Source organism: Micromonospora sp. NPDC000316, from assembly GCF_042898885.1.
Taxonomy (GTDB): domain Bacteria; phylum Actinomycetota; class Actinomycetes; order Mycobacteriales; family Micromonosporaceae; genus Micromonospora.
This window is the reverse complement of record NZ_JBIAZG010000028.1, coordinates 1-17,912: the sequence shown is the minus strand read 5'-3', so window position 1 is coordinate 17,912 and position 17,912 is coordinate 1. Positions and strand designations below refer to the sequence as shown.

General features: G+C 69.4%; 17 protein-coding genes. 9 read left to right on the top strand and 8 right to left on the bottom strand.

The window, feature by feature from the left end; genetic code table 11:
* Positions 1 to 145: 145 nt before the first annotated feature.
* Together ACFY2Q_RS28735 and ACFY2Q_RS28730 are read left to right on the top strand one after the other, a co-directional pair.
* A complete protein-coding gene (locus tag ACFY2Q_RS28735) occupies positions 146 to 409 on the top strand; it encodes a hypothetical protein (RefSeq protein ID WP_387135664.1) in 264 nt (87 codons plus the stop codon).
* A gap of 124 nt (positions 410 to 533) precedes the next feature.
* The gene (locus tag ACFY2Q_RS28730) at positions 534 to 1,121 is read left to right on the top strand and encodes a DinB family protein (RefSeq protein ID WP_387135662.1); all 588 of its coding nucleotides are present in this window, start codon (positions 534 to 536) and stop codon (positions 1,119 to 1,121) included.
* Here ACFY2Q_RS28730 and ACFY2Q_RS28725 read toward each other — a convergent pair.
* The 5 genes from ACFY2Q_RS28725 to ACFY2Q_RS28705 form a co-directional block, all read right to left on the bottom strand.
* Complete coding sequence (locus ACFY2Q_RS28725; RefSeq protein WP_387135660.1) at positions 1,116 to 3,548, bottom strand: DUF4132 domain-containing protein; 2,433 nt, start codon at positions 3,546 to 3,548, stop codon at positions 1,116 to 1,118. The genes ACFY2Q_RS28730 and ACFY2Q_RS28725 overlap by 6 nt on opposite strands.
* A gap of 1 nt (position 3,549) precedes the next feature.
* The gene (locus tag ACFY2Q_RS28720; protein WP_387135658.1) at positions 3,550 to 3,942 is read right to left on the bottom strand and encodes a hypothetical protein; all 393 of its coding nucleotides are present in this window, start codon (positions 3,940 to 3,942) and stop codon (positions 3,550 to 3,552) included.
* Between the two features lie 65 nt (positions 3,943 to 4,007).
* Positions 4,008 to 4,397 carry a hypothetical protein gene (locus ACFY2Q_RS28715; protein WP_387135656.1) on the bottom strand — a complete coding sequence of 130 codons (390 nt, stop codon included), beginning with the start codon at positions 4,395 to 4,397 and terminating at the stop codon, positions 4,008 to 4,010.
* A 272-nt stretch (positions 4,398 to 4,669) separates the two neighbouring features.
* A complete protein-coding gene (locus ACFY2Q_RS28710) occupies positions 4,670 to 5,134 on the bottom strand; it encodes a DUF6924 domain-containing protein (RefSeq protein WP_387135654.1) in 465 nt (154 codons plus the stop codon).
* A 330-nt stretch (positions 5,135 to 5,464) separates the two neighbouring features.
* Entirely contained in the window at positions 5,465 to 6,172 is a 708-nt protein-coding gene (locus ACFY2Q_RS28705) for a DUF899 family protein (RefSeq protein WP_387135652.1), read from the bottom strand.
* A 136-nt stretch (positions 6,173 to 6,308) separates the two neighbouring features.
* Here ACFY2Q_RS28705 and ACFY2Q_RS28700 point away from each other — a divergent pair, with 136 nt between their 5' ends.
* A complete protein-coding gene (locus ACFY2Q_RS28700) occupies positions 6,309 to 7,229 on the top strand; it encodes an RNA polymerase subunit sigma-70 (RefSeq protein WP_387135650.1) in 921 nt (306 codons plus the stop codon).
* Positions 7,230 to 7,291: 62 nt separating this feature from the next.
* On the opposite strand, the gene ACFY2Q_RS28695 is transcribed toward ACFY2Q_RS28700, so the two are convergent.
* Both ACFY2Q_RS28695 and ACFY2Q_RS28690 read right to left on the bottom strand, forming a co-directional pair.
* Positions 7,292 to 8,218, bottom strand: coding sequence for a GNAT family N-acetyltransferase (locus ACFY2Q_RS28695; RefSeq protein ID WP_387135648.1), 927 nt, complete (start codon positions 8,216 to 8,218; stop codon positions 7,292 to 7,294).
* Between the two features lie 237 nt (positions 8,219 to 8,455).
* The gene (locus tag ACFY2Q_RS28690) at positions 8,456 to 9,325 is read right to left on the bottom strand and encodes a DUF6745 domain-containing protein (protein ID WP_387135646.1); all 870 of its coding nucleotides are present in this window, start codon (positions 9,323 to 9,325) and stop codon (positions 8,456 to 8,458) included.
* Between the two features lie 261 nt (positions 9,326 to 9,586).
* Here ACFY2Q_RS28690 and ACFY2Q_RS28685 point away from each other — a divergent pair, with 261 nt between their 5' ends.
* The 3 genes from ACFY2Q_RS28685 (at position 9,587) to ACFY2Q_RS28675 (ending at position 12,787) form a co-directional block, all read left to right on the top strand.
* Complete coding sequence (locus ACFY2Q_RS28685; protein ID WP_387135644.1) at positions 9,587 to 10,834, top strand: MFS transporter; 1,248 nt, start codon at positions 9,587 to 9,589, stop codon at positions 10,832 to 10,834.
* Positions 10,835 to 10,866: 32 nt separating this feature from the next.
* Positions 10,867 to 11,547, top strand: a complete 681-nt coding sequence (locus ACFY2Q_RS28680; RefSeq protein WP_387135642.1) for a GntR family transcriptional regulator — start codon at positions 10,867 to 10,869, stop codon at positions 11,545 to 11,547.
* 232 nt (positions 11,548 to 11,779) lie between these two features.
* Positions 11,780 to 12,787: a 1-aminocyclopropane-1-carboxylate deaminase gene (locus ACFY2Q_RS28675; protein WP_387135640.1), complete on the top strand. Its 1,008-nt coding sequence runs from the start codon at positions 11,780 to 11,782 to the stop codon at positions 12,785 to 12,787.
* 110 nt (positions 12,788 to 12,897) lie between these two features.
* On the opposite strand, the gene ACFY2Q_RS28670 is transcribed toward ACFY2Q_RS28675, so the two are convergent.
* Complete coding sequence (locus tag ACFY2Q_RS28670) at positions 12,898 to 13,734, bottom strand: MBL fold metallo-hydrolase (protein WP_387135638.1); 837 nt, start codon at positions 13,732 to 13,734, stop codon at positions 12,898 to 12,900.
* A gap of 246 nt (positions 13,735 to 13,980) precedes the next feature.
* On the opposite strand from ACFY2Q_RS28670, the gene ACFY2Q_RS28665 reads away from it, so the two are divergent.
* From ACFY2Q_RS28665 to ACFY2Q_RS28655, 3 genes are all read left to right on the top strand, one after another.
* Positions 13,981 to 15,810 carry a PT domain-containing protein gene (locus ACFY2Q_RS28665; protein WP_387135676.1) on the top strand — a complete coding sequence of 610 codons (1,830 nt, stop codon included), beginning with the start codon at positions 13,981 to 13,983 and terminating at the stop codon, positions 15,808 to 15,810.
* A 48-nt stretch (positions 15,811 to 15,858) separates the two neighbouring features.
* The gene (locus tag ACFY2Q_RS28660) at positions 15,859 to 16,926 is read left to right on the top strand and encodes a glycosyltransferase family 2 protein (protein WP_387135636.1); all 1,068 of its coding nucleotides are present in this window, start codon (positions 15,859 to 15,861) and stop codon (positions 16,924 to 16,926) included.
* Between the two features lie 146 nt (positions 16,927 to 17,072).
* Positions 17,073 to 17,789 carry an alpha/beta fold hydrolase gene (locus ACFY2Q_RS28655; protein WP_387135634.1) on the top strand — a complete coding sequence of 239 codons (717 nt, stop codon included), beginning with the start codon at positions 17,073 to 17,075 and terminating at the stop codon, positions 17,787 to 17,789.
* Positions 17,790 to 17,912: the final 123 nt, after the last annotated feature.

Below are 17,912 nucleotides of genomic sequence, written 5' to 3'. Positions count from 1 at the left end.
GTGATCCACCTCGACGCCGTGTTCGCCCAGCAACTCCTCCACGTCTCGGTGGGAAAGTGGCAACGAAGCCACGTCCCGTATTCCCGCCCCTGATGAGGCCAATGCTGACGCGCTGACCGCTGCTGCGGGTACGGCGTCACTCGACGTGGGATTTCCCGATGCCGCGGCGGGGGACCTGTCGGCTCAGGACGCCACTGCTCCGCCGGACGGGTGGCCGTCGGCGCCCGGCGGGAAGGACGACGCGATTGCCGACGCGTTCGCCTGGCTCCGGATCGCGGCACTCGTGGAAGCCGGGCAGCGCGAGCAGGCGGTCGAGCTGCTCAGCACCATGATGACCATCTCGGCAGGCGAGGCGGAGATGCTCGTCGACGGCCTGAACGACGCGGGCGGCGAGCGTCGCCCCGACTGACCCGCGTGTGGTGGGAAGTCAGGCCGGATGCTCTGGCGTGGCGCTCGCTCGGGATGCCCGGCTGATCTCGGGCGGGAGTCCGCAGTCTTGATCATGCCAGGCCTCCATCATGTAGCGTGCGGAAATGGCAAGAAGCGAGCGACTCGCGGACCAGCTGGACCGGCACTGGCACAAGAATCTGCGGCCGCGGCTGCACGGTCTTGCCGATGAGGAGTACTTCTGGGAGCCGGTGCGTGGCTGTTGGAGCGTCCGCCCACGTGGCACGTCGGCCGCACCGGTGTCGGCAGGTTCGGGGCAATGGGCGATGGACTTTGCGTCCCCCGCCCCGGTGCCGGCGCCGGTGACCACGATCGCCTGGCGGCTGGCGCACATCATCGTCTCGTGCCTGGGCTATCGGGTCGGATGGCACTTCGGCGGCCAGGAGGTCGACTCCCAGACATTCGCCTACGCCGGGACGGCTGACGAGGCGCTGAGTCAGCTCGATGAGATGTATGGGAGATGGAACGCGGGGGTCCGCGAGCTGTCGGACGCTGACCTGGAGAATCCGCCCGCGGTGGGTCCCGAGCGGTTTCCCATGGAGGGCATCGTTCTGCACGTCAACAGGGAGCTGATCCATCACGGTGCCGAGATTTCCCTGCTGCGCGACCTCTACCGCTGGCAGGACCGAGCCGTACCGCAGCGAGCACAAGGGACTAGTAGCAGTCGGTCATGAGGCGAGCTGCCGCACCACAGTGGGGTCGGTGATCGTGTCGTCGGCGGCGAGCATGATCGCCTTCGACAGGATCGTCGACAGCATGGGGTCGTCCTCGAACGGCAGGTGCAGCCGCCCGGTGCCGCCAGGTGCGGGGACGATGCAGAGGTAGGCGTCGTTGGGCTCCATCATGATGTTGCCCGAGCCGAGGTGGATTCGGTAGCCGCGCAGGTTCCCGCGTACGTGCAGGTATCGGTCCGCGAGGGTGACCCGGTCGGCGATGGCCATACGGGGGAGCAGCCGGGCCAGGGCGTCCCGGCGTACCTGCGCCGACGGGGTCAGCTCCCCGACCACCGTGGTGTGCCAGTAGTCCCGGAACCGGTCCTCGCCGCGGTCGGCCCACTGCGGGTCGGTCGCGATCGAGGTGACGCCGACGAACAGGTCCACGTCGCGCATCGCCTCGGTGAACACCAGCGGCGGTACGTCCGTGACCGGTGCGGGTTGCCAGGTCGCGCCGTCGGATCGGGCGAAGCGCACCTGGTCCGTGGAGCAGTACTGGACGTCGTCGTCGCCCAGGTTGTCCGTGTCGACCAGTTGGTGGTGGAAGGACGCCCGCCACGCACCACCGCCGAAGAGCTTCGTGGCTTCGCTGTCGTATCCGCCGTCCCACGTGCCGAGGTAGCTGGCCTGCCAGCCGCGGGTGCGCATGAGCGCGTTCGCCTGGCGGTAGCGCAGAATGTGCGCGGCGAACCGGTTGGAGTAGGAACTGGTCTGTTCCTCGGCCGGCGTGAGCAGGTAGACCTCACGGAACGCCTGCTTGAACGGCTGTGTCAGGCCGGTAGCGTGCACCCGCTCACGCCAGGCGAGGGTGTCGGCCACCCCGGCGCGGAGGGGGTGCCACAGCCGGACCCGGTCACCGCGGGCGGGCCGCCCGTCGAGACCGGCGATCGCCCATCCGTCGCCGTCCTCGCGGGGCAGGCCCGCCGACCAGTAGCGCCCCTCGGTGCTGGTTTCCCAGAGCAGCCGTCGCCCGTACGTCCCGGTGATCGGGTGGTCCAGGAAGCGGGACACCCAGTCGGCGTACGCCCAGGTGCGCTCCTCGGACAGCAGCGACTCCACCCGCTGGCGCTCGGCGGCCACTGTCGCGTTGATGCCCTTCACCAGCTCGCGCAGCTGCCTCAGCTCGTCGGCGTGGGTCTCCTTGACCGCGGCCGGGACGCCCTTGAGCCCGACGTCACCGCGAGCGAAGGTCAGACGCGCCTTCTCGCCCACGACCCGCACTGTCGCCTCATACGGGCCGATCTGGGTCCGCCGGCTCCCGGCGGCGTCGAGCCCGTGATCGTCGATGGCGAGTTCCATCACCTCGCTGAGCGACCACCCCCGCAGGGCGCCGAGGCGGGCCAGCGCGCTGTGCACCCGACTGCGTACTGCTTTGTTCTTCACGGTCACCGCGAGCCGCGCCAGGGTCCGCACCGGCACCTCACCGTCGCGCCCTGCCAGCAGTTGCACGGCGGCGATCGCGGTGCGTTGGGCGTGGGGGTAGCCGGAGGCGTGCCGGGGAGCGGCCGCAGCGGTGGCGGTGACCTGCGCCAGCAGTTCCGTCGCGTCGTCGTCCGGCTCGCGCGACAGCGCCCACACCAGGCCCCGCAGGAGGCGGTCCGAGTCGTCGTGCACGGAGTGCCGGTGGGCGGCGAACGCCTCCAGGACCCGGCGGACCGCCTTCTTTCCTTCGGTCGCGGTCGTGAGGTGCCCGTCGAGACCGCGCAGCCATCCCGCCGGCGCCACCGGCTTGTCGAGCGAGGCGCAGTGCACAAGCAGCTCGGGTACGCCCGGCGCGGCGAGGATGTCACACAGGTTGGCGCGGACGAGGGGACCGAACTCGTCTCCGTTGTGCAGCAACCGGGACGGCACGCGGCGACCGGTGGCGCGGTCGAGCGCCTCCCCGAGCAGCGTGACGACGCGCAGCCGAGGGCCGGCCGAGACGAAGTGGTCAGTGGCGAGCTCGTCGAACAGGGCCGACAGCGCGGGCACCAGGTCGGCCAGGTCCGCAGGGGACAGGCGCCCGGCGATCAACGCCGGCAACTCCAGATCGGCGGCGTTCTGGTAACCCCATCCCCGTCCGGCGACATCCAGGCACCACACCAGATCCGCCCGGGTCCAGGCCTGCACGCCGTCGGCGAGACTCCGCACGACGTAGTTCAGCGCGCTCGGTGTCGAACTGGTCGCCGTCTCCAGGTGCATGGCCAGCGCGGCGCGGCGGCGAAGCTCGGCCGGCCACGACTCGGTGACGGCCCACTCCGGCGTGTTGGTGACCTGCGCTGCCCAGTAATCGGTAGCCGATCTTTGGAGCAGAGGCCGAACCCGGGCATCGGCCTCCACCAGGCCGGCCTCCACCTCCCGACGTTCCGACGCGGTCAGGGCGGGAAGCAACGACGTCCAGTCACCCACGTCAGCCACCCACAAGCGGGACGAGCCGCACAAAGGCCACCTCGGGATCCGCGAGCAGGTCGATCTCCTCGTCCAGATCCTCGACCTGGCGGTCACCCACCAGCAGCACGAAACCGTTACGGGCGAAGGCGGCGCACGCCGCATCCGCCTGACGCTCCCAGTCAAGCCGCCGGCCCCGACCGACCCGATAGCCGTTAAACGTCGCCTCCGCATCGGTCGGTCGCACCAGACCCCGGAAGACCTCGGCCTGGTCGGCGTTGAACCGCGCCACCTCCTCGCGTACGCGCAACCGAACCAGCTCCCGCGCAGAGATGCGCTCCGGCAGCCCGGTCAACGGCCACTGATCTATCGCCCTGCCCGTCGCTGTCTCATCCCGAACCGTCACCGTGGCCATTGCGTGGTGCTCCTTGCCTTGGGGTGAGCGGCATCATGGCATGACGGTCCGACGGAACCGGCCCGTCAGCCGCCGGGGCAGCGGGTGTCCCCGCCACTGAGTTCCACGCAGTGCCCCGGCGGGCCGGGCGTGGTCAGTGTCGGCCCCGGATCGAGGTCCTGGCCGGTGATCACGGCGAACGGCACGGCGGGGACGGCGATCACGACGGTCAGCACCAGGAAGACAACCGCGGTGCGTACCAGTCGCAACCGGTACGCGACGAGCGCGATGACGGCCGGCCCGGCCGTCGCCACCATCGCGGCGACCAGCAGGGCCACGCTCACCCGACGTCTGAGGTCCTCGAACGCGTCGGGCTGGTCGCCGTAGCTGACGCTCCACTGTTCCAGGCCGATGCCCACCACCCGCACGGCCGCCGTGACAAGTCCACAGACCCAGACCAGGACCAGGAGCCCCACGATCGAGCCACCCCGTCGCCCTGTGCCACTCACCTCAGCCTTCACGCGGTCCAGCGTGGACGGCTCAACGTGGCCGGGCATGAGTCGGCGTACTCAGGTGTCCTCGGCGAAGACGCGTGGGACCCGCACGGGTCGACACGACGGGCTGGCGGACCATATGCGGGGCTACGGGCCCGTCACGAAGCCTTGCCTGGGCCTGTCAATGATCCGGCAGCCGGGGCGGATGAGCCGGCATCAGACGCAGATCATCGACGCCGGAGCCTCGTCTCCCGCTACTCCGGGAAGCCGCGGAAGATCCCGTCGTCGTCGACGGCGTCCGCGAACTCCTCCCAATCCATGTTCGCCAGCGAGAGGTTGTTCTCAACGGAGTACATCTCGGATGGGATGACCCGGAAGGTGGTGCCGTATCTGGGCCCTCTGCCCTGCTCCTCGATGCCCTCCTCCCAGTCGTAGAGATTCACCACGAGGATCGGTCGGTCGGGATGGGCGAACGTCTGCGTGTCCGCGAGGAACGCAAAACTCTCACGCGAGTCCGCCGGCACGAGCTGCAGTAGTTGCGCGGCGGCAACTCCTTCGAACGCCTTGTCGTCGACAAACTCGACGTCGGCCTCGAACTCGTCTTCGGTCTGCGGCTCGACGACGGCCGCCATCAACCGCGTCCACTCGTCGTCGTGAGCGAAGTCAGTGCGGATCACCAGGGGCGCCGAGGATTCCCGCCGCCAGATCGAATCGTTCATGATGCGTACGACGTGCCGGGAGGCGCGCGAGTTCATTCGGTTCGACGTTGTGAGGGGTCCTGTTGCGTTGCCGGATCGATGAACGCGTTGTACCCCTGTGGGGGCCAGGTCAGATCGCCTGAGCGAGCTCAGCAACCGCCGTCGACAACCGCGTTGCCGGCGGGGCATCGACGGCGAGTTCGTAGGGGCCACGTCGTAGGTTCTGAATGAAGGTGAGTTTCCCCCGTTTTGATGGAGCGGTGGTTACCTGCTGCCGGCTGGCGCAGGGGTGGTGTGAGTACCCCAACGTCATCTGACCTGCCGACTGGCTTGCTCGGCTCGATCAGGACGTCATCGCGGTGCGACGCTGGGGCGTGACCATTGCGCGGTGGGCCGGCCGTTGAGACGCCACGGGTGCCCGGTGACCCGCGGCCAGCCTTCAGGCGAGTTTTCCCAGTTCTCCTGCCGGCCGTACACCGTGAGGTCCAGGGCGTGGTAGGTGGTCATCAACGCCTCCACGCCCCGCCCGGTGGTCCAGTAGGTCTCGTAGACCTTGTCGCCGTCGCGCAGGTAGCACGCGATGAACCCGAAGTCACGACCGTCGGCCAGAGCCGGGTCGGAGTCTTTCGCCGAATACCAGGGGAACCTATAGCCCATGAACTCCGCGAACGGGGCACTTTCCTCGTAGGGACCCTGGCAGAACACGGCGTAGGTGACGTCCCGAGCGTGCAGGTAGTCCAGCATCTGCATGTGACAGGTCGAGAAGGTGCACCCCTCACACTGATGCTCGTACGGGTTGCCGTCGTGCCACATGTGGAAGTAGGCGATGAGCATCCGGCGGCCCTCGAACACCTCCACCAGCGGGGTGTCCCCGCCAGGGCCCCGCACCGTCACCGTCGGCATCAGGGCCATCGGCAGCTGACGACGAGCGGCTGCGATCGCGTCTCCTTCGCGGGTATGGGCCTTCTCCCGGACCAGCAGTTCGTCGCGCTCGCGCAGCCAGGTCTCCCGGTCGACGACCGGGGGCGCGGCGGCGCTGGACGCGGGGGTTGCCGTCATGGCTATCTCCTTCGCGGAGTGGGGATCGGTCACAGGTACAGACGACCGAGTCGGCGATCGTCATCGGTGACCGATGACGGATGGGTCCGCGGTCGTCAGTACGGTTGTGAGAACCACTCAGCCCTGGAGAAATCACATGTCCGACTCGCCTGATGAGCAGGCGGTCTGGCTGCAGCGCGCCTTCGACGAGCACCGGCGTGAGCTACACGTCCACTGCTACCGCCTCGCCGGGAACGTCGCCGACGCGGACGACCTGGTGCAGGAGACCTTCCTGCGTGCCTGGCGGGCTCGCGACCGCTTCGAGGGTCGGGCGTCGGCGCGCACCTGGTTCTACCGGATCGCCACGAACGTCTTCCTCGACAGCCGCAAGGCGGCCGGTAACCGGACGGTACCGTACGGTGACCCGCTGGAGTGGTCCACCGAGCTCGGTCCCTATCCCGACGCCCTGCTGGCCGACGATCCGCAGACCGGTCTCGCCGCCCGGGAGACCGTCGAGCTGGCCGTGATCGCAGCGCTCATGTACCTGCCGCCGCGGCAGCGGGCGGCCTTCGTGCTGCGCGACGTCTACGGCTGGACGCCGCAGGAGATCGCCGCCGCACTCGACACCGCTGTAGCGGCCGTCAACAGCCTCCTCCAGCGGGCCCGCCACACCCTCCGGCGGCGCGCTCCGTCGGACCCGAAGGACTGGCGCCGCCCGCAGCTCACCAATGAGGACGAAGAGATCCTGCGCCGCTACGCCAACGCGAAGGACCCGGAGACGATCCGGGCACTGCTCGCCGAGGACGTACGGATCACGATGCCGCCCGACCCGCCGGTCGTCGGGATCGACGCGGCCGCGGAGTTCCTCGGCCGACCGCTCGACTGGCGTACGTTCCCCACCTCGGCCAACGGGCGCCCGGCACTGATCAACTATCTCCGCCGGCCCGGCAGCCCGCACTACGAGGCGTTGGTCGTCGACGTACTCCGGATCGAGAACGGAAAGATCGTAGAGAGCAACGCCTTCATCGGTGCCCGTCACGTCGCCGCCTTCAGCATGCCCGCCACGCTCGAGCCCTAGACGTGGTGGCCGTCTTCATGCCCACGCCACGCCCAACGCCGAAGCCAAGTGACGTTTGAGCACTAGAGGAAGTGGCCGCTGGCCAGGTAGGGCGTCGGTTCCGCAAGGCCCCGCAGCGCCAGGTAGCCCTCCTGGCCGATGTCCAGCCGGGCGGCGAGCCCCACGTCGATCGCCCAGTGGTTGCCGGTGGTGATGCAGTTGATCAGGGTCGGCCCGCGCGACGAGGCCAGCGCCTCCCACAGCAGCGAGGACGCCGTTTGCGGGTCCTGGGCTGCCAGCAGCTTTGCCTGCCCGAGGTCCTCGTCGATGAACACGTACCCGTGCCGGCCCGGCTGCCGGGACACCACCAGACGCATCCTGCGGATCATGTATTCGTGGTCAGGGCCGTGCCCGGCGCCGCGCCGGCTCTCGTCCAGCCGATCCATCCACTCGATGTCGCTCTCGTCGCCCTCGCTCAGCCCGGAGACCACCGGCAGCGTGGACCGGTCCACGGTGCCCACCATCCGCATCTGCGGATAGAGCAGGAAGCCCGCCATCCGGTAGCGGCGGGTGGCCCCCGGGTGCACTGTCGACGAGAAGAGTCCCGGCCGCCCATCGGCGTGGGCGAGGACGGCGTCTATCAACTGTCGGCCCAGCCCGCGCCCCTGGTGCTGGGGCAGCACGCCGTACGTGGCCAGGAACCACACCTGTTCCCGGTTCTGCGAGATCGCGAAGCCGACCATGTCGTCACCATCCATGGCCGCCCAACAGCCGCCCGGATCGGTCTCCACGAGGTACGACATCCGATCAATCCACTGCTTGCCCACCGCGGCGGACCGGGGCTGGACCTCCGGTTCGCTCACACGGCGGCTGAGCCGGTCGCCTTCGAAGAAGGTCACCGCCGAGGCGCGCTCGGCGGCTGGCACGTCCTCGACACGCATCGGCCTGATCTGCATCTCTCCCATGATCTCCCCGTCCTTTCCGCTGTTCCCCGGTGGTCGCGCGCTCATTCCCCGCAGCCTGGCCGGGGCCGACAGCGTCTCGGCCAGACTGCGCCAGGCCTCCGCCGCCAACTCCAGGTTGTGCGCCCCTGTTACCCGCGGCGACGCAGTTCCGCGTCGGCAGGGTATTCGGGTCGCCGCGTACCGCGCTTGTATGTCTGCCAACGTTCCGAGCTGACGCGCGAAGATCTCCGGCGGGCCGGCCGGGACGGGCACACGCCCGTCCCGGCCGGCTCTCGGTTCAGATCACCTGGTCAGGAGTGGTTGCCAGCCGTCGCGGTAGCGCAGGCCCCGAGCTTGCAGCCGGAACTGGTCGTGCGCTGGTGCGGAGACCGGCTCGGTTCGTATCGCCTGCGGCCGGTCCACCACGACGCAGACATCCTCGCCGGGCCACCACCAGCCGCAGGAGCGGGCCAGGCCGGCCCAGGCGTCGAGATGTTCGGCCTCGTCCGGCCCATACCTGGCAAGGCCGAGCCGATGCAGTACGTCGTAGTAGGCGATCCAGGACGCGTCCTGCTGCCCGTACCAGCCCACCGGCACCGGAGCAACGCCCGCGAGGGCCGCACGCACGGGTAGGTAGTACCCCTGCGCGAGACTCCTGTGCATGGCCGTGCGTACACCCTGGTGCAGCACGACAGCGAGCGGAACGCCCCTGTCGAGCGCGTGTAGCGGCGCCAGTTCGGGCCACGGTTCCTTGGTCTTGCTCGCGCGCACCGGTGACAACTCGGGATCGGTGTGGGTGACGCCCGCACTCAGTGCTCCGCGCAACTGAGAGGCGATCATGGCAATGCCGCTCGCCAGCGGCGGCGTTCCCTGCGGCCGAGGGTCCCGGATGCGCTCGTAGAGTTGGTCGAGGGTGGGCCAGCCGGTGATCAGGGGGAGCGCCTTGTCCGGCGAGTCGACCCATTCGAACCGAGGTCGGGGCCGCGACGCCCTGGCGTAGATGGCGGTCAGGCAACGCTCGGCGGTCGACCTGTCTGCCGGCTGCGTGGACAGTGCGTGGTCGAGCCATTCCTGGCGGATCTGAACGGTCTGCTGCCACAGGTCGTGAGGGCTGCCGCTGCGAACGGCCTGTGGAGGTGTCGCGGCGTCGTTGCGCCGCGCGGGGGCGCTCATAGCGCCGGGGCGTCGCCGCCCTTCCGGTAAGAGATCATGGCACGACTATGGCCCACGACGAGGCACCGGCGCAAGGAGGTTGCCCACCTGCCGTTCAGCAGCGCGCCCGCTGCATCGCCCTGCGGATGCGACTGGCGAACCTTCGTCCCCTCCGGAGGTACGAGCCCGGGCAATCACTACTCGGGTATGCGCTGGCCCCATGTCAGGGTGGTGGCGCAGGTCGTGAGTGATGCCGCAGAACATTGACAAGGAAGCTCAGACGTGAGAGAACTTCTGCGCGACAAGATCTACGTCCGTTACTGGCTGGCGGTGGTGACCTCGTTCCTCGGGGACGGCATCGCTCGGATCGCGGTCCTGTTCGTGGCGGCCGACCTGACCGATGCGCCGGCGCTCTTCATCGCTGCGGTCGTCGTCGCCCAGATGCTTCCCTCCGGCGTGCTCGGCGCGTTCATCGGCCCGCTTGTGGACCGGCTGTCACCGCGGGTGCTGCTTGTCGGCGCGGACCTCGCCCGCGTCGTGATCGTGCTGGTGATGATCACAGCGGTGAACTCGGCGTGGCTGCTGCTGGTTCTGATCTTCCTGGAGGGCCTGGGCAAGGCGGTCTTCGAGACGGCCCGCATGGCCGCCATCCCGAAGGTCGTCGGCGGGCACAGCATCCCGGTCGCGATCGCCCTGTTCCAGAGCACGGTGCAGACCTTGAACCTGATCGGCCCGCTGATCGGCGGCCTGCTGATCGCGCTCACCGGGGTCCGACTGTCCCTCGTGGTCAACGCGCTCACCTTCGCGGTCTCCGCGATCCTGCTCGGCAGCATCGCCGTGCTCAAGGAGGCTACGGTGACGGCCGCCGGGCCCGGGCAGTACTGGTCGTCGCTGCGCACCGGGGTCACAGGTGTGCTGAGCATCAGGTCGCTCCGCCTGGTCGCCTGGGCCATGATCCCGGTGATGCTGGCGATCGGGCTCTTCACCACAAACGTGAACACCCAACTGCTCACCGAGTTCGAGCTGCCGGCCTTCGAGTTCGGCCTCACCCAGGCGATGCTCGGCGGCGGCGCGATCATCGGCGCGATCTTCGGCCCGGTGCTGGTGCAGCGGTACTCCCTGATCGGCCTGCTCGCCGGCGCCGTCGGCCTGTTCGCCGTCTCGCTCGTGGTGCTGTGGCCGATCGACCACAACTGGCCGGGCGGTGGCGTGACAGTGGTCGCCGGGTGGTGCGCGCTTGCCGGGCTGGGCATGAGCCTCGTCCAGGTGCCGGTGGCGAACATCCTGCTGCGCGACCTTCCCGAGGAGCTACGGGGCCGGGGAATCGCCCTGCTCAACTCCGTCATGGTCAATTTCGTGATCATCGGCGTGCTGGTCGGCGGCGTGGTCGCGAGCGAAATAGGCGTGGCCGCCTCCATCGTCCTGACCGGCGTCGCCCTGGTGCCCGCCGCGCTGGTCCTGGGGGCGAAGTCGCGTACGAGGCAGCCGGGCATGGATGACGAGCGCCGGCAGTGGCGCGTCACTCGTTGACGGCCGGTCCGACGCCGTGTGGGATATGTTGCATGCCGATCCCCGAGCGTCAGGGTGTGATCCCGCGTGCCCTGCTGCGGGACAACGCGTACCGCACCATCCGGGACGCGATCGTCGATGGCACTCTGGCGCCGGGGGAGCGGCTCAACGATGCGGATCTGGCGCAGTGGCTGGGCGTGAGCCGTACCCCGGTGCGCGAGGCGCTGGCCCGGCTCGAGGAGGCCGGCCTGGTCCAGACCAAACCCGGCCGTTACACGATGGTCACGACGCTTGACGTCCAGGCCGCGCGGGCGGCGCAGTCGGTCACCGCGGCGATGCACGAGTTGGCCGTACGTCAGGCTGTGCCCAATCTGTCCGCCGCGGAGATCGAGTCCATGCGGGCGGCCAACAGGCGGTTCGCGGCAGCTCTGCGGACGGGCGATGTCGATGCGGCGATCGCCTCGGACGACGAATTCCACGGCATAGCGGTCACGGCCTCTGCCAATGCGGCGATCAGGTCGGTGCTGGAGCAGTTCACGCCGATTCTGCGCCGACTCGAACGGCTTCGCTTCTCCTCGCTGCGCGGGCGCGATTCGGTAGCCCTGCACGACCGCATCATCGCTCTGTGCGAGGCGGGCGATGCCGAGGGGGCCGCGTTGGCCGCCCGGGACAATTGGCTGAGCCTGGACCCGCTCTTCGACGTCGGGGCGTCCGACGACGCGCCCGCGCGGTGAGGCATCGGGTCCGTCGCCCTCGGCGTCGCTGAGGTACGCCCGCTGCTCGTAGCGCCCGGCGCGCTGTTCCCGATCTCCTTTGATCGCGGTCCCTCCACGTCGAGGGCCGACAGTTCCTTGACAGCCACGCGAGCAGTACGCAATATATTGCATGTCGAGGCCGCCTGGCCCGATCTGGCCTCCCCGTAGCGCGCGCCGCTCCCCGCTCGACCCCCCTGAGGAAGGAACGCCCATGCCCCTCGACGCGTTCGAGCGTTACCCGCTGCTGTTCGGCCCCAGCCCGATCCACCCGCTGGACCGGCTCAGCGAACACCTCGGCGGCGCCCGGATCTGGGCGAAGCGGGAGGACTGCAACAGCGGTCTGGCCTTCGGCGGCAACAAGACCCGCAAGCTGGAGTACCTGCTGCCGGACGCGCTGAAGCAGGGCGCCGACACCCTTGTCAGCATCGGTGGCATCCAGTCGAACCACACCCGTCAGGTGGCCGCTGTCGCCGCCCGGGCCGGGCTCAAGGCCGTCCTCGTGCAGGAGAGTTGGGTGGACTGGCCGGACCCGGTGAACGACAAGGTCGGCAACATCCTGCTGTCGCGGATCATGGGCGCCGACGTACGCCTCGTGCGGGACGGGTTCGGCATCGGCTTCAAGCAGAGCTGGCACCAGGCGCTCGACGACGTCCGTGCCGCCGGCGGCACGCCGTACGCCATTCCGGCCGGCGCGTCCGACCACCCGCTCGGCGGCCTCGGCTTCGCGAACTGGGCCTACGAGGTGCAGCGACAGGAGCAGGAACTCGGCGTATTCTTCGACACCATCATCGTGTGCAGCGTGACCGGCAGCACCCACGCCGGCATGATCGCCGGGTTCGCAGGCCAGGACCGGCCACGGCGGGTGCTCGGCATCGACGCGTCCGCCACGATCGACGCGACCCGGACGCAGGTCGCGAAGATCGCCCGCAACACCGCCGACCTCATCGGACTCGGCCGTGAGCTGCGCGACGACGAGATCACCGTGCTCGAAGGCTGGGCCGGCGACCTATACGGCATTCCGGTGCAGTCCACGGTGGACGCCATCCGACTCACCGGCAGGCTGGAAGGCATGATCATCGACCCGGTGTACGAGGGCAAGTCGATGGCCGGGCTGATCGACCTCGTTCGCGACGGCGACATCCCCCGTGACTCGAACGTCCTGTACGCCCACCTCGGCGGCCAGCCGGCCATCAACGCCTACAGCAGCGTGTTCGAGTAGCTGTCACCCGGCCGCGCTCGGTCGACAGCGGCACTGCACGCCCGGCCGGCGGGGAGCGCGGCCAGCGACCGCGCGGGGTCGTCCCGTGGCCGGTGCCTCCTCATCCAGCTCTAGGACGCCTGCTTCGCCTGCTGCGCCGCACCCCAGAGGGAGCCGGGGTTGACCCGCCGGGGATGCCGTTCGAGCATCACGGCGTACAGCTCCTCGGCGGTGTCGGTGTCGGCGTCGAGTTCGGCGAACTCCCGCAGATAGGCGGCCGTGTCGGCGAGGATTCGCGGGTCGTCGGGCTGGGCCGGGTTCTTGTGCCCGGCCACCACGGCCACGGGGTCGCGCTCACGCAGCCGATCGAGCGTCGCGGCCCACTCCTGGCGTGTCGCGGCGGTGCTCTCGGACTGGTACGGATGGGTGTCGTTGTAGACGACGTCGCCGCCCACGATCAACCGGAGGTCGGGCACCCAGAGCACAGTGCTTCCCGCCGTGTCGCTGAAGCCGGTCTCGACGATCTCCAGCCTCTGACCTTCGAGTTCGAGGTGATCGTCGGCCAGCGGCTGCGGAGTCGTCAGCCGGGCCGGGAGCTGGCCGGGAAACAGCCGCTCCCAGAACGAACTGACCATGTCGGGCGCGGCCTGGACCTCAGCCGCGGCCGCGGTCGCCTCGGTGGCGACAGCCCGCACACCTGGGAACGCCTCCGCTATCTGGCCGAGGCCGAAGAAGTGGTCGCCGTGGCCGTGGGTGACGTAGACGTGGGTCAGCCGGCGGCCGAACGACCGTACCCAGTCGATCAACTGCTGATTCTGCTCCACCGTGACGTAGGTGTCGACGAGCACCGCATCGCTCTCACCCATCACGAGCGTGGCGGTGTTGGTGACCCACAGCAGGTCCTGCGGGCCGAACGGCAGATCACGAGTCAGACTGGGCCGGCGTATGTGATGAACGGCGTACTCCATTGCAGCTCCCCAGTCACGTGGTCCGGCGCGCCGGCGTGGGCTTCGGTACTCGCTACCGGCACTTCCCGACCCGGCGGCACCTATGCGCGACAATCGTGAATCCGCACCGACGACAGTCACGCACGTGCCTCGGGGCCCCGGCGTTACCGCGCGTAGATCCACGAATCGGACAGTCGATGGACAACGCCAAAAATATTGGAGAACATCCATCTTGTGAATATCCGGTCCACCGGCGCTCGACCAACCATCGAGAGCGCGAGCCCCGAACAGACGTCAGACGACCAGGTTCCGGGCGAACGGGGCCGATGGCGCTGGCGTTGGCCCCGCCACGAATGGACCCTGGCGATACTCGGCAGCCTGCTGCTGGCAGTGGTGCTGACCTGGCCGACACTGCGGCATCCGGCGAGCACGATCCCCGGCGACCTCGGCGACCCGACGTTGCAGGCGTGGCAGGTCGCCTGGTCGGGACACGCCCTGCTCACCGACCCCGGTAGCCTCTGGCACTCGAACACGTTCTACCCCGAGAGATACACGTACGCCTACAGCGACACCCTGCTCGGCTACGCCCCGTTCGGGATGCTCGGCTCCGGCTTCGAGGCCGCCGTGATCCGCTACAACGTGCTGTACGTGTTGCTGCACGCGCTGGCGTTCCTCGGGGCGTACGCGCTGGCCCGACAGCTCGGGGCGAACCGGTGGGGCGGGGCGGTCGCCGGCATCGCGTGGGCGTACGCGCCCTGGCGGTTGGCGCACTCCGGGCACCTCAACATCCTGTCCAGCGGGGGCATCGCGCTGGCCCTGGCGATGCTGGCCCGTGGTCACGGCTGGTCGCTGCGCCACGGATACCGGCCGGAGCGACGACGGCCCGGCTGGGCGCTGGCCGGGTGGCTTGTCGCCGCCTGGCAGATCACCCTCGGCTTCGGCATCGGTCTGCCGCTTGTCTACTTCCTGCTGGCCGCGGTGCTGGTGGCCGCCGGCTGCTTCGGCTGGTCCTGGTGGCGCAAGCGGGAACGCCCGCCGTTCGGCCGACGGCTGCTGCTCGCCGACCTGGCCGGTGGGGCCGTGTTCGGCGCGGTGACACTGCTGCTCGGTCTGGTCTACCTGCGCGTCGTCGACCTCAACCCGCAAGCCGAGCGGACGCTTGACTGGACGAAGATGTTCTCACCGCCGCTGATCGGGTTCGTCACCGCGCCGGCCGACTCGTGGATGTGGGGCGAGGCACACGCCGCCGCACGGGAGCAGTTGACCTGGCCACCGGAGATGGCGCTGCTGCCGGGGATGACGCTGATCGGGCTGGCGGCGGCGGGGCTGTTCGTCTCGGTGTACCGGCCCTGGCACCGGGTCGCGCTGGGGCTCGGCGTCCTCGGCGCGGTGCTGCTCGGCCTGGGCGCGACACTCGGTGGGGACGGGGATCCCGGCTACCTGACCCTGTCCATGCACCTGCCCGGCTGGGATGCGTTGCGCACACCGGGTCGGATGATGCACTGGATCAGCCTGCTGCTGGCGGTGCTGGCCGCGGGCCTGGTGACGGCGCTTGCCGAGCCGTCGAGCCGATCGGCGGACCAGCCCTCTGACCAGCCCTCTGACCAGCCCTCTGACCAGCCCTCTGACCAGCCCTCTGACCAGCCCTCGCCGCGCCGCTGGACGCGGATCGTCATGCCGGTGGTCCTGCTGGTGCCGCTGACCCTTGTCACTCTGGAGGGCGTCAACCGGACGCCCCACCCGACCGTGCCACCGCCACCTGCGGCGATGCGGGCAGCACAGGAGCCGATGTTGGTGCTCCCCGCCGGCGGCGTGGGCGACCTGAACTACATGTTGTGGACGACCGACGGGTTCCCACGGGTGACGAACGGGCTGGGCGGGTTCGAGCCGGTCACCCAGGCGCAGACCCGGGTCGCGGTGGCGTCGTTCCCCGACCAGGGCAGTGTGACGTACCTGCGGGGGATCGGCGTGCGGTCGGTCGTCGCAGTGCCGAGCCGCGCCGCGGGCACGCCGTGGGAGGGCATCGAGGCCCGGCCCGTCGACGGGCTGGGCATCACGCGAGAGGATTTTGATGGTGTGCTTGTCTACCGCCTCTGAGCAAGGGCGTGCCGGCGTCGACGGACGCCCGGTCACGGGCCGGGCGGGGTGACGGCGTTGCGCCTGTCCATCGTGGTGCCCTGCTTCAACGAGGAGGCGTCAGTCGAGCGGCTGCACGAGAGCGTGACCGCAGCCCTCGCCGAGCTGACCGACGTTGACATCGAGGTGGTGTACGTCGACGACGGCAGCGAGGACGGCACCCTCGCGGCGCTGCGCCGGCTCGCCGCCGCCGACCCCGTCGTCTGCTACACGTCGCTGAGCCGCAACTTTGGCAAGGAGGCGGCGATGCTCGCCGGCTTGCAGCGGGCCACCGGCGACGCGGTAGTCATCATGGACGCCGACCTGCAGCACCCGCCACGGCTGCTGCCCGAGATGGTCACGCTGTACCGGCAGGGCTTCGACCAGGTGATCGCCCGCCGGGACCGACGCGGCGACAGGTTCATACGGATGGTCGCCTCCCGGTCCTTCTACCGCGTGGTCAACTGGTGGATCGACGTGCGCCTCCAGGACGGCGCCGGTGACTTCCGGCTGCTGTCCCGACTGGCGGTGGACGCGATCCTCGCGATGCCGGAATACAACAGGTTCTCGAAGGGAATGTTCTCCTGGATCGGGTTCCGGACGGTGGTGGTGGCGCATCACAACGAGAGCCGGCAGACGGGCAAGAGCAGGTGGACGCTCAGCAAGCTCTTCAACTACGCGTTCGACGGCCTGCTGTCGTTCAACAACCGGCCGCTGCGTCTGGCGATCTACGGGGGTCTGTTTCTCACCCTCATCGCGGTGGCCTACATGGCCTGGGTGGTCGCGGATGCCATCGAAAAGGGCATCGACGTTCCCGGGTACACCACAATCATCGTCAGCGTGATCGGGCTCGGCGGCATCCAGATGACGATCCTGGGCGTGATCGGCGAGTACATCGGGCGGATCTACTACGAGACCAAGCGCCGACCCCACTACCTGGTGCAGGAGACCGAGCGTGTGGTCGCGGAGGCCGGCGACGCGTCACGGCCGCCGACCCAGCCCTCGGCGCGGTCGACCGAACGGGACCAACGGGTGGTCCCGGTCCCGCAGGATCCGTCCCGGCGTCCCCCCGACGGGCGGCAGCCGGGAAGGCCCTGACCGGGCGACACGCCGCCACGGTGTGTCGCCCGCGCTGACATGGGGTGCCCCACAGAGGCAGGTGGATGTTTCACGTCCGCGTGCCGGGTATTCATGCGGACCGCCTCGCCGGTGGGTGAACAGCCACGGAATAAGGAGTGCGTGCGATGCCCGATCCGCAGCCCACAGTCGTCCTCGTCCACGGTGCGTTCGCCGAGTCAGCGAGCTGGAACGGTGTGATTGATCGCCTGGGTGCCGCGTACGACGTGGTCGCCGTCGCGAACCCGCTGCGCAGCGTCGCTGCCGACGCCGCGTACCTGCGGGACGTGATGGGCGGGATCGGCGGTCCGGTGATCCTCGTCGGCCACTCGTACGGCGGCATGGTGATCACGCAGGCCGCCGCGGGCGATCCGACGGTGCGCGCCCTCGTGTACGTCAACGCCCTCTGCCCGGACACCGGCGAGTCGGCGCTGGCGCTGTCCGGGCAGTTCCCCGGCAGCACGCTCGCCGACACGCTTGTGCAGTCTCCGCTGTCGACAGGCGGCAACGAGGTCGCGATCGGCCAGGACGCCTACCACGCGCAGTTCGCCGCGGACGTGCCCGCCGACCTGGCCGCGCTGATGGCCCGAACCCAGCGGCCGATCACCGAAACGGCGCTGGGGGATGGGCTCTCCGGCGACCCCGCCTGGCGATCGCTGCCCAGTTGGTTCGTGTTCGGGGACGCCGACATGAACATCCCGGTCGCCGCGCACCGGTTCATGGCCGAGCGGGCGGCACCGCAGGGTCAGCGTGAGGTCGCCGGCGCGTCCCACGCGATGGCGGTGTCCCAACCGAGCGAGGTCGCCGAGACGATCATCGAAGCGGTGCGTGGCGTGGGTGGCTGACACGCCCCACGAGCAGGGGACACCTGCCCTCTCAGAGCGTGTTTGAGATGGGTTGATTAGACCCAGGTGAAGGTGCGACGGGCTTGACGTCGTGCGGGTTGGCCGCGGCTGATGCGGCGTGTC